Annotated in this window: 12 protein-coding genes and 1 pseudogene; 4 read left to right on the top strand and 9 right to left on the bottom strand. The window is 71.7% G+C overall.

The window, feature by feature from the left end:
* The first annotated feature begins 11 nt into the window (after positions 1-11).
* Together ABZV77_RS09675 and ABZV77_RS09670 are read left to right on the top strand one after the other, a co-directional pair.
* Positions 12-713: an antibiotic biosynthesis monooxygenase gene (locus tag ABZV77_RS09675; RefSeq protein ID WP_356252763.1), complete on the top strand. Its 702-nt coding sequence runs from the start codon at positions 12-14 to the stop codon at positions 711-713.
* 195 nt (positions 714-908) lie between these two features.
* Positions 909-2171, top strand: coding sequence for a S8 family peptidase (locus ABZV77_RS09670; RefSeq protein ID WP_356252760.1), 1263 nt, complete (start codon positions 909-911; stop codon positions 2169-2171).
* A gap of 40 nt (positions 2172-2211) precedes the next feature.
* On the opposite strand, the gene ABZV77_RS09665 is transcribed toward ABZV77_RS09670, so the two are convergent.
* From ABZV77_RS09665 to ABZV77_RS09640, 6 genes are all read right to left on the bottom strand, one after another.
* Positions 2212-3324: an NAD(P)-binding domain-containing protein gene (locus ABZV77_RS09665; RefSeq protein ID WP_356252757.1), complete on the bottom strand. Its 1113-nt coding sequence runs from the start codon at positions 3322-3324 to the stop codon at positions 2212-2214.
* Between the two features lie 91 nt (positions 3325-3415).
* Positions 3416-4624 (bottom strand): LLM class flavin-dependent oxidoreductase, encoded by a 1209-nt coding sequence (locus tag ABZV77_RS09660; RefSeq protein WP_356252754.1) that lies wholly within the window; start codon positions 4622-4624, stop codon positions 3416-3418.
* Between the two features lie 2 nt (positions 4625-4626).
* Complete coding sequence (locus ABZV77_RS09655; protein ID WP_356252751.1) at positions 4627-5676, bottom strand: ABC transporter substrate-binding protein; 1050 nt, start codon at positions 5674-5676, stop codon at positions 4627-4629.
* Positions 5677-5763: 87 nt separating this feature from the next.
* A complete protein-coding gene (locus tag ABZV77_RS09650) occupies positions 5764-6537 on the bottom strand; it encodes an ABC transporter ATP-binding protein (protein ID WP_356252748.1) in 774 nt (257 codons plus the stop codon).
* Positions 6510-7415 carry an ABC transporter permease gene (locus ABZV77_RS09645; RefSeq protein ID WP_356252745.1) on the bottom strand — a complete coding sequence of 302 codons (906 nt, stop codon included), beginning with the start codon at positions 7413-7415 and terminating at the stop codon, positions 6510-6512. Before ABZV77_RS09645 ends, ABZV77_RS09650 begins: the two co-directional genes overlap by 28 nt.
* 219 nt (positions 7416-7634) lie before the next feature.
* Positions 7635-7718 (bottom strand): putative leader peptide, encoded by an 84-nt coding sequence (locus ABZV77_RS09640; RefSeq protein ID WP_355809829.1) that lies wholly within the window; start codon positions 7716-7718, stop codon positions 7635-7637.
* 102 nt (positions 7719-7820) lie between these two features.
* Between ABZV77_RS09640 and ABZV77_RS09635 the strand changes: the two genes are divergently transcribed.
* Positions 7821-8243 (top strand): secondary thiamine-phosphate synthase enzyme YjbQ, encoded by a 423-nt coding sequence (locus tag ABZV77_RS09635; RefSeq protein WP_356252742.1) that lies wholly within the window; start codon positions 7821-7823, stop codon positions 8241-8243.
* A 44-nt stretch (positions 8244-8287) separates the two neighbouring features.
* Here ABZV77_RS09635 and ABZV77_RS09630 read toward each other — a convergent pair whose 3' ends face one another.
* Positions 8288-8704 (bottom strand): Fur family transcriptional regulator, encoded by a 417-nt coding sequence (locus ABZV77_RS09630; RefSeq protein ID WP_356252739.1) that lies wholly within the window; start codon positions 8702-8704, stop codon positions 8288-8290.
* A gap of 234 nt (positions 8705-8938) precedes the next feature.
* Between ABZV77_RS09630 and katG the strand changes: the two genes are divergently transcribed.
* Positions 8939-11164 carry a catalase/peroxidase HPI gene (katG, locus tag ABZV77_RS09625; RefSeq protein ID WP_356252737.1) on the top strand — a complete coding sequence of 742 codons (2226 nt, stop codon included), beginning with the start codon at positions 8939-8941 and terminating at the stop codon, positions 11162-11164.
* Positions 11165-11218: 54 nt separating this feature from the next.
* Here katG and ABZV77_RS09620 read toward each other — a convergent pair whose 3' ends face one another.
* Both ABZV77_RS09620 and ABZV77_RS09615 read right to left on the bottom strand, forming a co-directional pair.
* On the bottom strand, positions 11219-12436 hold the full coding sequence (locus tag ABZV77_RS09620; RefSeq protein ID WP_356252734.1) for a VWA-like domain-containing protein: 1218 nt from the start codon (positions 12434-12436) through the stop codon (positions 11219-11221).
* Positions 12437-12516: 80 nt separating this feature from the next.
* Positions 12517-13713 (bottom strand): annotated as a pseudogene (locus tag ABZV77_RS09615) (MoxR family ATPase); the annotation flags it as partial.
* Between the last annotated feature and the right edge of the window lie 41 nt (positions 13714-13754).

Here is a 13754-nt window from a genome sequence, read left to right as displayed (position 1 = left end):
AGGAGCCGACCATGGCCGCACCGATATCACATGCCTTTCCCGACGTCCGGCGGGCGGACGCCGGGACGATCCTCGTCAGCTCCTGGACCCTGCCGGCCCCGGGGGTCCAGAAGCAGGCCGCGGACCTGGTGATCGAGGAATGGGAACACCTGGAACGCCCGGCGGGCATGCTCTCGTTCACCACGTTCCTCAGCGAGAACGGCCGTGAGGTCCTCAACTACGCGCAGTGGACGGACGACGATTCCCACCGGGAGTGGGCGCGCGCGGCCCAGCGTTCCGAGGACATCAGCAGGGTCGACCGGATGGTCCTGGGCATTGAGCGGCCGGGTGAGGTGAGCTATTCGCTCTACCGGAGTTATGCGACCGACGAGGGAACGGAAAGCACCCCCGGGGCGCTCGTCACCCCCATGTTCGAGACCGAGGGACCCGACAGCCAGCGCGCGTTCATCGACGGCGTCGTGGCGATCCTGGAGCGGACCAGGCCACCGGGGCTGCTCTCGGCCCACTTCCACACGAGCAAGGACGGCCGCAGGGTCCTCAACCACGCGGAGTGGAGGGACATGTCTGCCTGGCGGCGCTTCGCCGAGAGCGGCGGCACCGTCGAGCTGGGCATGATGATCGACGGCCTGGAGGGTGTCACTCCGGCTCCCACCCAGCCCAGCGTGCCGCGCTACCTCCCGTACAGGAGCCTGGTGAACGTCGCCGCGCCCTGAACCGCGGCTTCAGCACTCCCGCAGGACCGGTCCGGCCTCTTGTGCCGCGTTGAGCGGCGCGAGAGGCTGGCATGCGCTCGGCGCCGCACCACCGGTAACGACCGCACCGCGCACCGCATCGCATGAACTGCACCGCACCGCACATGGCCCGACCCCACCCCTGGTCAGTCGATGAAAGGTTCAGGTGCACCGGGAATGAGAATGTCCTCCCGTCGGCGGCAGGCAGCGGTGCTGCTGTCCACCGCACTGACGGCCACCGGCCTGCTCGGCGTCACTCCCGCCACCCACGCGGCGTCCGGCTCCTCCGCAGAGGCCGGGGCCGGGGACCTGCGGCTCGCGGGCGGCTCCGAAGCCGCCGTGCCGGACGGCTGGATCGTCGTTCTGAAAGAGCCGGGTGCGGGCCACGCGGTCGCCTCCTCCGCCGTCCCCGGAGTGGCGCGTGAACTCGTCGGCCGGGCCGAAGGAGCGCGGCTCGGGCACGTGTACCGGGCGGCGCTGCACGGCTTCTCCGCCCGGATGGGCCGGGCGCAGGCGGCCCGGCTCACCGCCGATCCCCGTGTCGCGTACGTCCGCCAGGACACCCGGGTCCGGATCGACGCCCCGCAGGAGCAGACCCAGCCCAATGCGCCCTGGGGACTGGACCGTATCGACCAGCGGCGTCTCCCGCTGTCCACCACGTACACCTACCGCACCACCGCCCCCGGCGTGAGCATCTACATCATCGACACCGGACTGCGGACCACGCACGCGGAGTTCGGCGGCCGTGCCTCGGTCGGGACCGACACCGTGGGCGACGGCCGGAACGGCGACGACTGCAACGGCCACGGCACCCACGTGGGCGGCATCGCGGCGGGGAAGACGTACGGGGTCGCCAAGGAGGCCCGGCCGATCGCGGTGCGCGTCCTCGACTGCCAGGGCTCGGGCACCACCTCGGGGGTCGTCGCGGGCATCGACTGGGTGACGGCGAAGGCCGCCAAGCCGGCGGTCGCGAACATGAGCCTCGGCGGCTCGGCCAGCGACGTCCTCGACAGCGCGGTGCGGCGCTCCATCCGCTCCGGCGTCACGTACACGGTCGCGGCGGGCAGCTCGGGCCAGGCCGGTGGTGCCTGCACCACCTCGCCCTCCCGGGTGGCGGAGACCATCAGCGTCGGGGCCAGTGACCGCGGCGACCGCCGGGCGTCCTCCTCCAACCACGGCTCCTGCGTGTCCCTGTTCGCGCCGGGTGTCCAGATTCCCTCCGCGTGGAAGGACAGCGACACCGCGACGGCCACCCTCAGCGGCACGTCGATGGCCGCCGCGCATGCGGCCGGTGCCGCGGCGCTGCATCTCGGCTTCCGTCCCACGGACACTCCGGCGCAGGTGAAGAAGGGCCTTGTCGACAATGCCACGACGGGGGTGCTGCAGGGCAGCCCGCCCGTCACGCCGGACAAGCTGCTCTACACGCTCTACCTGCCCTAGGCGGGTGCTTAGGGCCGTAGGACTGTAGGTCCCCAGGGCCCTAGGAGCTCGGAACCGAAGCCCCGGCCAGCAGCCGCTGGACATCGCGTACCGCCGCGCGCCCCGCGCGGTTGGCGCCGATCGTGCTGGCCGAAGGGCCGTAGCCCACCAAGTGGATGCGGGGGTCCGCGGCGGCCCCGGTGCCCTCCACCCGGATGCCGCCGCCCGGCTCGCGCAGCCGCAGCGGGGCCAGGTGGTCGACGGCAGGACGGAAACCGGTCGCCCAGAGGATGACGTCGGCGTCCACGCGGCGGCCGTCGTCCCACTCGACGCCGGTCGGTGTGATCCGGTCGAACATCGGGAGCCGGTCGAGGACGCCGTCGGCCCGCGCCTGCCGGATCGCGTCGTTCACGGGCAGGCCCGTCACCGACACCACGCTCCGCGGCGGCAGGCCCTGACGGACGCGCTCCTCGACCATGGCGACGGCCTCGCGGCCCCAGTCCTCGGTGAAGGGCCCTTCGCGGAACACCGGCTCGGTGCGAGTGACCCAGGTGGTTTCGGCCGCGTACGGGGCGATCTCCATGAGGTGCTGCGTGCCGGACGCGCCGCCGCCGACGACGATCACACGCTGCCCCTTGAAGGCCTCGGGACCGGGATAGATCGCGGTGTGCAACTGCCGCCCACGGAACGTGTCCTGGCCCGGGTAGCGGGGCCAGAACGGCCGGTCCCAGGTGCCCGTCGCGTTGATGAGAGCCCGCGTCGACCAGGTGCCCGCCGATGTCTCGACGAGCAGCCTGCCGCCGTCGCCCTCGCGGACTCCGCGCACGTCGACGGGGCGTCGAACCCGCAGGTCGAAGCGGTGCTCGTACTCCTCGAAGTACGCCCCGATGACCTCCGACGACGGGCGCGCGGGGTCCGCACCCGTCAGTTCCATGCCGGGGAGCGAGTGCATCCCGTGCACCTTCCCGTACGTCAGGGAAGGCCACCGGAACTGCCAGGCGCCGCCGGGCCGGGGCGCGTGGTCGAGGACCACGAAGTCCCGGTCCGGCTCGAAGCCGACCCGCCGCAGGTGGTAGGCGCTGGACAGGCCCGCCTGCCCGGCGCCGATGACGACCACGTCCACGTTCTGTACCGCCGCTGAGGCGGCCGCGTCTCGTACCCCGATGTCGTTCACGTTTCTACTAACTTCATCGGGGTCCAGGATCTTCCCGGCGGGCCGGATCTCTCAGCGCCCGCCCGCGACCATCAGCGCCCATCCGCGACCATCAGCGCCCGCCCGCGACCAGGAGGGGCGCGCCGCCCGGGGCGGAGGCCGGGCGGCCGTTCGCCGCGGGCACACCGGACAGCGGCGACGCCGGGATCCGCGGCAGCAGCCCGCGCGCGGCCAGGTCGGGGATGACGCCCTCGCCGAACCAGTACGCCTCTTCCAGGTGCGGGTAACCGGACAGCACGAAGTGCTCCACACCGAGCGCGTGGTACTCCTCGATCCGGTCGGCGACATCGGCGTGGCTGCCGACCAGGGCGGTGCCCGCCCCGCCCCGCACCAGACCGACACCGGCCCACAGGTTCGGGGAGATCTCCAGCTTGTCCCGCGAGCCGCCGTGCAGCGCGAGCATCCGCTGCTGGCCCACCGACTCACTGCGGCCGAGCGCCTCCTGGGCGGCGGCGATCGTGTCCGGGTCGAGGTCGTCGAGCAGCCGGTTCGCGGTCGCCCATGCCTCGGCGGACGAATCGCGGGAGATCGTGTGCAGCCGGATGCCGAAACGGACCGTGCGGCCCTCCTTCTCGGCGAGCCCGCGAATCCAGTCGATCTTCTGCTTCACCTGCTCCGGCGGTTCGCCCCAGGTCAGGTAGACGTCCGAGTGCCGCGCCGCGACGGGACCCGCCGCGGCCGACGAGCCGCCGAAGAAGATCTCCGGCAGTGGATCCGGCGGCAGCGCGGTGAGCCCGCCGTCGACCTGGAAGTGCTCCCCGTGGAAGTCGAACGGCGTGCCGCCCCACACTCCTCGTACGACCGAGAGGAACTCGTCCGTGCGGGAGTAGCGGCGGTCGTGGTCCAAGTGGTCGCCGAACCGCCGCTGCTCGGTCGAGTCGCCGCCCGTCACCACGTTCAGCAGCAGTCGGCCGCGGGTGATGCGCTGATACGTCGCCGCCATCTGCGCGGCGAGCACCGGGGAGATCACGCCGGGGCGGAAGGCGACGAGGAACTTCAGCCGCTCGGTGTGCTGGGCGAGTGCGACCGTCGTCAGCCAGGCGTCCTCGCACCACGTGCCGGTCGGCGTGAGCACCGCCTCGAAACCCAACTGCTCGGCGGCCTTGGCGATCTGGGCCAGATACTCGATGTCGGGCGCGCGCACGCCGCTCACCGGAGTGACGCGGGAGCGCGTGATGCCGCCGTCGGTGTAGGCGTGCCGGTCGACGAGGGTGCGGCCGTCGCCGCCGGTCGGCAGGAACCAGTGCAGGTGGACGTTCATGGTCAGGACTCCTTGCGGTACGAGCGCGGCTCGGTGGTGGACGGCGGCAGATCGCCGTTGAAGCGGGGGTCGACGAAGTCGCCGAAGTCGATGCGGCGCGGGATCAGTTCGAGATCGGTGAACGTGTCCGCGATCTCCTGCTCGGAGGCGATCACGTTCTTGTCCACGGCCACCTGGACCCGGGTGCCGTTGGTGCGCTTGACCGCGTCGAGCGCGACCTCGTAGGGGAGGCCGGTGTCCTTCGCCCAGACCTTCGCCCAGGCCTTCGGGTGCTTGTAGACCCAGTCCTGGGCCCGGCGGAGCCGCTCCAGGTAATCGGAGATCGCCGCGGTCTTCTTCTTGTCGGCGAGGGCGCCCGGCGCCGCCGCCTGGAAGGCGAGGCCGTTCACCAGCCCGTCGCCGTCGGTCAGGACGCGCCCCTTCTTGGACCGCAGGACCTGCGAGGTGTACGGGTCCCAGACGGCCCAGGCGTCCACCTTGCCGCTGCTGAACGCGGCGAGCGCATCGGCCGGTTGCAGATACTTGACCTGGACGTCCTTGAAGTCGAGCCCGGCCTTCTTGAGAGAGGCGATCAGCTGGTAGTGCGCCGACGAACCCTGCGCCACGGCAACGGACTTGCCCTTCAGCTCCTGGGGCTTCTTCAGCCCGGAGTCGTTGGGCACCAGGATCGTGTCCCCGGCCGCGGCGCCGTGGCTCGCGGCCACCACGGAGATCTTCGAGCCCGCGCCCGCCGCGAAGACGGGCGGGGTGTTGCCGATGCCGCCGATGTCGACGGCCTTGGCGTTGATGGCCTCCAGGAGCGGCGGGCCGGAGGTGAAGGTCGACCAGCGGATCTTGTAGTCGAGGTCGTCGAGCTCCCCGGCCGCGCGCAGCACGGCCTCGGAACCACCCTTCTGATCGCCGACGTTGAGGGTCAGGGACCCCTTGCCGTCGGTGCCGCCGCCCGAGCCGCCGATGGAACCGTCGGCGGACGAGGTGCCGGAGCAGGCGGCGAGCAGCAGGGCCAGGGGGAGCAGCAGGGCGGCGGCGGGGGCGGGGCGTGGTCGTCGCATGGTGGTTCCGTTCGCTTCGATACGTGGGGACGGGGGCCGGGGCTGGCGGTGAGCGGGGCTTGTAGGGACGAGGGAGGAGCCGGTTGTTCAGGCGGCGGCAGCCTCGGGCGGCGCCTCGACGCCGAGCCGCTGGAGCAGCTCCGCGCGGAGCTCACCGAAGCGGGGGTCGGAGATGCCGCGCGGCCGCTCCAGGTCGATCTCCGTCTCGTACGCGATGACGCCGTCGTCCATGACGAGGACCCGGTCGGCGAGGAGTACCGCTTCCTCGACGTCGTGTGTGACGAGCAGGACCGCGCAGCCGCGCCGCTGCCACAGCTCGTCGACGAGACGCTGGGCCTTGATGCGGGTCAGCGCGTCGAGCGCGCCGAACGGTTCGTCGAGCAGCAGCAGATCGGGCTCGCGCACCAGGGCCCGGGCGAGTGAGGCGCGCTGGGCCTCGCCGCCGGAGAGGGTCTTGGGCCAGGCGTTCGTGCGGTGCTTGAGGCCCACCTCGGTCAGGGCCTGCTCGGCGACCTCCCGGTCGGGTTTGCCGGGCAGCCCGAGCAGCACGTTGCGCCACACCCGCTTCCACGGCATCAGCCGGGGAGCCTGGAACGCGACGGCCTTCCGGCGCGGCACGAGCACGGTGCCCTCGATGTCGCGGTCGAGCCCCGCCAGGATGCGGAGCAGCGTCGACTTGCCGCAGCCGCTGCGGCCAAGGAGTGCCACGAACTCGCCCGGACGCACGTCCAGTTGCAGATCGTCGATGACGGCACGCCCGTCGAAGGTGCGGGTCAGCCCGTCGACGCGGACGGCGGACGGCTTGGTTGACTTCGTGGTGGACACGGTCGTGGTCACCGGCCGGTGAACGTCGGTCGCCATTGCAGCAGCAGCCTTTCGAGGGTTCGTACGACGAAGTCGGCCGTCAGGCCGAGGAAGGCGTAGACGACCAGGCAGACGACGATCACGTCGGTGCGCAGGAAGTCGCGGGCCTGGACCATGAGGAAGCCGAGGCCCGTGTCCGCGTTGACCTGCTCGGCGAAGACGAGGGCGAGCCAGGAGATGCCGAGCGAGTAGCGCAGTCCCGTCATGGCGCCGGGCAGCGCGCCCGGCAGGATGACGTGCCGCACGAGCCCCCACCGCGACAGGCCGAGCGACTCCCCGGCCTCGATCAACTGGGCGTCGACGCCCCGGATACCGGCGTACACGTTCAGATAGAGCGGGAAGGAGACGCCGAGCGTGATGATGGCGATCTTGGGTGCCTCGCCGATGCCGAACCAGATGATGAACAGCGGGATCAGCCCGACGAACGGCACGGTGCGCAGCATCTGCACGCTGGCGTCCACGAGGTCCTCGCCGATGCGGAAGAGCCCGGAGACGAGCGCGAGCGCCGTTCCGACGACGGTGCCGAACACCAGCCCGAGGGCGACGCGCTGCAGGGACACCCCCATGGCGTTCTGCAGGGACCCGTTCCCGATGAGATCGCCTGCGACCCGGGCGACGGTTCCGGGGGAGGCGAGCACGTCACTGGTCAGTGCGCCGGTGGCGCTGAGGGTCTGCCAGAGCGCGAGCAGCGCGAGCGGTCCCGAGGTGCGGCGCAGCCAGCGGGGGACGCGTGCGCGGCGGCTGGAGGAGGGCACGAGGGCTTCGAGCTCGGGTCCCGGTCCGGGTTCTGGTCCGGGTTCCGACTCAGGAGCAGAAGATGACTTAGGGGATATGTCGGATGCAGGTGAATGCGGTGGGGCATGGCTGATGCTCACAGGCGCTCCACGGGGAGAGGGGCGGGAGGGAGGAAAGGGGGTGTGAAGGGGTTACCGGCAGCCGGGGCGCAGGCGAGGGCCCGACCCTGAGGCCGGGCTTGGGCTCACGTCACACATGCGGGTGTACGGGAATCCGGGCTCGCGGACATGCGGGAGCAGTGCCGGGTGCCTACTGGCCGGAACCGGTGAAAGAGGAAAAGCGAAAGCGGGAGAAGGGCGTCAGCAGCCGCGTCGACACGCGGACGAGGCCACCCGCAGCAGGTCGATGTGACCGCGCGTGGTGAGCAGGGCTGAACGCAACATGCCGCAGAACGTAGCCACTTCGTCCACACACGGTCAATGGCGTCTCGAAAGGCGGACATCCGGTATCAGCGGATGGAAGGCGGGGTGGGGGAGGATGGACGTATGCCCGATGCGTTCACCACCCGAGTCCTGCAGGTCACGACCGGATCGACGGAGGTGGTCCACGACCTCACCGCCGACTGCGAGGCCTTCCTGCGTGCAGTGGCCGACGGCCGCGACGGCCTCCTCAACGTCTTCGTCCCGCACGCCACCGCGGGAATCGCCGTACTGGAGACGGGGGCGGGCAGCGACGACGACCTGCTCGCCGCGCTGCACACCCTGCTCCCCGCGGACGACCGCTGGCAGCACCGCCACGGCAGCCCGGGCCACGGCCGCGACCACGTCCTGCCCGCCCTGGTCCCGCCGCACGCGACGCTGCCGGTCGTCGACGGCCGCCTGGAGCTGGGTACGTGGCAGTCGGTGTGCCTGGTCGATACGAACAGGGACAACCCGCGGAGGCAGGTGCGGTTGTCGTTCCTCGGGTGACGGACCTCGGGTGACGGTTTGTCACGCCCTGGTGAGGGCCCAGGTCAGGCGGCCACGCACTCGGGGCACCGGCCCCGGTAGGTCACCTCGGCCGCGGAGACGGTGAAGCCGTACCGCTCGGAGTGCGGCAGGTCGGTCAGGGGGTCGCCGACGGGGTGGACGTCGCGGATCGCGCCGCAGCCCGAGCAGACCAGGTGCTGGTGGGGCCGGTGGGCGTTGGGGTCGTAGCGCTTGGCGCGGCCGTCCGTGGCCACCTCGATCACCTCGCCGAGCAGGACGAGTTCGCCGAGGGTGTTGTAGACGGTGGCGCGGGATATCTCCGGCAGTCGGAGGGTGGCCTGGGCGAGCACCTCGTCGGCGGTCAGGTGGACGTGTTCACCGGCGAGCACCTCGGCGACCACGCGGCGCTGGGCGGTCATCCGCCAGCCGCGTCCGCGAAGCCGTTGCAGCAGGTCACTCATGACCACCAACCCTCACTGTGCATAGTCCTTACGAATGAATGTGCGTGCGCCTGTCTGTCGTATTGACTTGGATTTCGTCCATCGTAGGATCGGATCTGGCTGACAGCCAAGGGTCAGGGCAACGGCAGGGAACGACACACGGCTTCACCGGATCGCCTTCCGACCCGCGCGTGCACCTGCTCCATCACCCTCAGCTCTTGAGCACCGCGATCCGCCCTCTCCGGAAGGATTCCCATGACTGAGAACCACGACGCAATCGTCACCGACCCCGAGCCGGATGAAACGGGCGGCTGCCCGGTCGTGCACCGCGCGGCGCACCCGACCCAGGGCGGTGGAAACCGGCAGTGGTGGCCGGAGCGTCTCAACCTGAAGATCCTGGCCAAGAACCCCGCCGTGGCCAACCCGCTGGGCGAGGAGTTCGACTACGCCGAGGCGTTCAAGACCCTCGACCTGCCGTCCGTGAAGCGGGACATCGCCGAGACGCTCACGACCTCCCAGGACTGGTGGCCCGCGGACTTCGGCAACTACGGCCCGTTCATGATCCGCATGGCGTGGCACAGTGCGGGCACCTACCGGATCAGCGACGGGCGTGGCGGCGCCGGTGCCGGACAGCAGCGCTTCGCCCCGCTCAACAGCTGGCCGGACAACGCCAGCCTCGACAAGGCCCGCCGTCTGCTGTGGCCGGTCAAGAAGAAGTACGGCCAGGCGCTTTCGTGGGCCGACCTCCTCATCCTCACCGGCAACGTCGCCCTGGAGTCGATGGGCTTCAAGACCTTCGGCTTCGGCGGCGGCCGCGCCGACGTGTGGGAGCCCGACGAGGACGTCTACTGGGGCCCCGAGACCGACTGGCTCGGCGACGAGCGCTACACCGGCGACCGTGAGCTGGAGAACCCGCTCGGCGCGGTCCAGATGGGCCTCATCTACGTCAACCCCGAGGGCCCGAACGGCACCCCGGACCCGATCGCCGCGGCCCGCGACATCCGTGAGACGTTCCGCCGGATGGCGATGAACGACGAGGAGACCGTCGCCCTGATCGCGGGCGGCCACACCTTCGGCAAGACCCACGGCGCCGGTCCTGCCGACGCGGTCGGCGACGACCCCGAGGCTGCCCCGATGGAGCAGATGGGCCTGGGCTGGCGGAGCACGCACGGCACCGGCGTGGGCGCCGACGCGATCACCAGTGGTCTTGAGGGCATCTGGACCGACACGCCCACGACGTGGGACAACAGCTTCTTCGAGATCCTCTTCGGCTACGAGTGGGAGCTCTTCAAGAGCCCCGCGGGCGCGCACCAGTGGCGGCCGAAGGACGGCGCGGGCGCGGGCACCGTCCCCGACGCCTTCGACTCCTCGAAGACCCACGCCCCGACGATGCTGACGACCGACCTGTCGCTCCGCCTCGACCCGGTCTACGAGCAGATCTCGCGTCGCTTCAAGGACGACCCGGACGCGTTCGCGGACGCGTTCGCCCGCGCCTGGTTCAAGCTGACCCACCGCGACATGGGCCCGATCGTGCGCTACCTCGGCCCCGAGGTCCCGAGCGAGACGCTGGTGTGGCAGGACCCGCTGCCCCAGGTGTCGTACGAGACCATCGACGCCGCGGACGTCACCGCGCTCAAGGCGCAGATCCTCGCCTCGGACCTGTCGGTGTCCCAGCTCGTGTCCACCGCGTGGGCGGCCGCGTCGTCGTTCCGCGGCAGCGACAAGCGCGGCGGAGCCAACGGCGCGCGGATCCGCCTGGAGCCGCAGCGCGGCTGGGAGGTCAACAACCCCGACGAGCTGGCGACGGTGCTGCGTGCCCTGGAGGGCATCCAGGAGTCCTTCAACTCGTCCCGCACGGACGGCAAGCAGGTATCGCTCGCCGACCTGATCGTGCTCGCGGGCAGTGCGGCCGTCGAGCAGGCCGCCAAGGACGGGGGCTTCGACGTCGAGGTGGCCTTCACCCCGGGCCGCGTCGACGCGTCGCAGGAGCAGACCGACGTCGAGTCGTTCGCCGAGATCGAGCCGTCCGCCGACGGGTTCCGCAACTACGCGGGCAAGGGCAACCGCCTGCCCGCCGAGTACCTGCTGCTCGACAAGGCGAACCTGCTCACCCTGAGCGCCCCGGAGCTGACGGTCCTCGTCGGCGGTTTGCGCGTCCTCGGCGCGAACCACCAGGGCTCGAAGCTCGGCGTCCTCACCACGAGCCCCGGGACCCTCACCAACGACTTCTTCGTCAACCTGCTCGACCTGGGCACGGAGTGGAAGTCGACGTCCGAGGCCCAGGACACGTTCGAGGGCCGCGACGCCTCCGGCGCGGTCAAGTGGACCGGCAGCCGGGCCGACCTGGTCTTCGGGTCCAACTCCGAGCTGCGCGCGCTCGCCGAGGTCTACGCGAGCGACGACGCGAAGAAGAAGTTCGTGCAGGACTTCGTCGCGGCGTGGGTCAAGGTCATGAACCTCGACCGGTTCGACATCGCGTGACACACGCCGGGTGACCGGCGCGTCCAGGTGAGTGGGCCGACCTGGACGCGCCGCCTACCCGATCTCCACCACGCGGGCCCAGTCGGGCGGCGTGTCCGGTACGTAGTCGGGGTCGTCCTCGTCCCAGGACCCGGCCGACCCCTGCCGGGGGAAGAGCCCGACCACCGTCCGGCACGAGGGCCGCGTGCTCGGCCACGGCGTCTGGCCGTCGGTCAGGACCACGACGACGTCGGGCGCGGGCCGCGCCCGCAGGGCCCTGGCGAAGCCCGCCCGCAGATCCGTACCCCCGCCGCCCACCAGCGGGATCCCCTCCGCCCGGCACAGTGTGTGCACGGCTGGGGCAGCCGCGTCGCACGGCAGCACCGTGACCAGATCGCGGCGGCCGCCCACCGCACGGGAGATCGCGGTCACTTCGAGGAGCGCACTGCCCAGTTCGGCATCGCTCACCGAACCCGACGTGTCGATGACCACGCAGACCCGGGGCGGCCTGCGCCGCAGGCTCGGCAGGACGACCCCAGGCACCCCGGCGGAGCGCCGCGCCGGTCGGCCGTACGTGTAGTCCTCGCCCGCGCCGGGACCCGACGCGGCGGAGCGGACGGCCGCACCCAGCAGATCCCGCCACGGCTGCGGCGGATGGAACGCCTCTTCCGCCCACCGTTGCCACCCCTTCGGCGCGCTGCCCGGCCGGGCGGTGATGCCCTGGGCCACCCGGAAGCGGACCGCGTCCCTCTCCTGTTCGCTGAGCCCGTGCGCACCGTCCGGGCCGAGCTCCCACGCCCGTCGCAGCCCGTCGGCGCCGCTTCCGCAGTCCAGCCAGGACATGCTCTGCGTCCTCGGCCCGAGCCGGAACTGGCGCAGGTAGTCCTCCATGAGCTCCCCCTCGGGCAGCCCCAAGGTCTCGGGGTCCACGGCGCCTTCGGGCCGTACCAGACCGTCCCCGAACACGTCGTCGTTGATCTCGCAGTCCGCGGCGATGTTCATCCGCAGCCGCTCGCCGGGGCCGCTCAGCCCGCGCTCCCTGGCGACCCGGTCACTGCGCCCGTGGTGGTCCCGCAGCAGGTGGGAGACCTCGTGCACCCACACGCCCGCCAGTTCCTCCACGGGCGTGCGGTCCACGAACCCCGGCGAGACGTAGCACCGCCAGTGCCGGTCGACGGCCATCGTCGGCACCTGCCGTGACGCCACGGTGTGCAGGGCGAACAGGGCGGTGGCCAGGTAGGGGCGGGCGCGGGCCGCGTGGAGGCGGGCGGCGAAGAGCTTGTCCCGGTCCAAGGCGTGCGCCGGGGACTTGGGGGCCGCCGAGGTCGCCGCGGTCGCAGGCCCGCCTGGGCGGTGGCGCGGACACGGGCGACCGAACGGTCCGCACGCCGGGACAGGGACACGGTCCCGGCCAGACCCTCGATCGAGGCCGGTACGTCCCAGTCCTCCCGGCGCAGCGAGGCGAGCGTGCTGGCGGGAACGACGACCAGGTCGGGGGCGCCGGTCTCCACCGCGCGGACCAGGAGCGCCCACGCCGCGTCCCAACGCGGCTTCTCCGGGCGGTTCCTGACCGCCTCCACCACGGCGTCGAGCACGGCCTGGCGCAGATCGCCACGCTGCGGCAGGTCGGCGTGCGCGGGGTCGGCGAGGAGTACCTCGGGGTCGGGCAGGTCCATCCGGTCCAGTGCGGCCAGCAGCTCAAGGCCCGGCCCGTCTCCCACGGTTCCCCTGACCAGCAGGGAGAGCACGTCACGGGAGGAACCGGCGGCGGTCGCGAAGGCGGTCAGGCGCAGCGCCATCTCCCAACTGCGCGGCGACGGCCAGGCGCCGCCGCGACGCGCTTCGCTGCCGGGCAGTTGGTGCACGAGTTTCGGGCGGGCGGCCAGCAGCCCGCACACACCGCGGCGGGCGAAGTCCACGGCCTCCGACAGCCTGTCTGGTGCGAGCTGTGGCAGCGTGGCCCGCGGCCAGGTCCCGCCGAGGCCACGTACGACCACGTCGTGGTCGTGGGCCCACTGCACATGGACGAACCGGTTGGCGAGGGGCGGGCTGAGCTCCCAGCCGTCGGCCGCGGAGGAACGCGGGTTGGCGGCGGCCACGATGCGTACGCCGGGCGGGAGTTGGAGGGCGCCGATGCGCCGTTCGAGGACGACGCGGAGCAGGGCGGCCTGGACCGCCGGAGGCGCGGTGGACAGCTCGTCGAGGAACAGGAGCCCCCGACCCGCCCTGACCAGGCGCACGGCCCAGTCCGGGGGCGCCATCGGGACGCCCTGCACCGCCGGGTCGTCCCCCACGATGGGCAGCCCGGAGAAGTCGGACGGCTCGTGCACGCTGGCGATCACCGTGGTCAGCGGGAGGTCCAGGGCAGTGGAGAGCTGCGTCAGAGCTGCGGTCTTGCCGATGCCCGGCTCCCCCCACAGGAGTACGGGGAGGTCGGCGGCGACCGCGAGAGTGAGGGCCTCCAGTTGCGTGTCGGTGCGGGGTTCGGTGGTCGAGTCGCGGAGCAGGTCCAACAGGGCGCCTGCGACGTCGAGTTGTCGGGTGGGGTGGTTCGGGGCGTGCTGGGGCATGTGTGATCACCTTTGGGTTGGTCGTGCGACGTGTGGTGGCA

The sequence above is a fragment of the Streptomyces sp. NPDC004732 genome (genome assembly GCF_040609235.1).
Lineage (GTDB): Bacteria > Actinomycetota > Actinomycetes > Streptomycetales > Streptomycetaceae > Streptomyces.
This window is presented reverse-complemented; position numbering and strand designations above follow the sequence as displayed.

Bases quoted from the DNA above. Each gene is read 5' to 3' on its own strand.
- ABZV77_RS09675 (WP_356252763.1), top strand. From the start codon at position 12: ATGGCCGCACCGATATCACATGCCTTTCCCGACGTCCGGCGGGCGGAC.
- ABZV77_RS09650 (WP_356252748.1), bottom strand. From the start codon at position 6,537: ATGGCGACCGACGTTCACCGGCCGGTGACCACGACCGTGTCCACCACG.
- ABZV77_RS09635 (WP_356252742.1), top strand. From the start codon at position 7,821: ATGCCCGATGCGTTCACCACCCGAGTCCTGCAGGTCACGACCGGATCG.
- ABZV77_RS09670 (WP_356252760.1), top strand. From the start codon at position 909: ATGAGAATGTCCTCCCGTCGGCGGCAGGCAGCGGTGCTGCTGTCCACC.
- katG (WP_356252737.1), top strand. From the start codon at position 8,939: ATGACTGAGAACCACGACGCAATCGTCACCGACCCCGAGCCGGATGAA.
- ABZV77_RS09660 (WP_356252754.1), bottom strand. From the start codon at position 4,624: ATGAACGTCCACCTGCACTGGTTCCTGCCGACCGGCGGCGACGGCCGC.
- ABZV77_RS09640 (WP_355809829.1), bottom strand. From the start codon at position 7,718: ATGTTGCGTTCAGCCCTGCTCACCACGCGCGGTCACATCGACCTGCTG.
- ABZV77_RS09630 (WP_356252739.1), bottom strand. From the start codon at position 8,704: ATGAGTGACCTGCTGCAACGGCTTCGCGGACGCGGCTGGCGGATGACC.
- ABZV77_RS09655 (WP_356252751.1), bottom strand. From the start codon at position 5,676: ATGCGACGACCACGCCCCGCCCCCGCCGCCGCCCTGCTGCTCCCCCTG.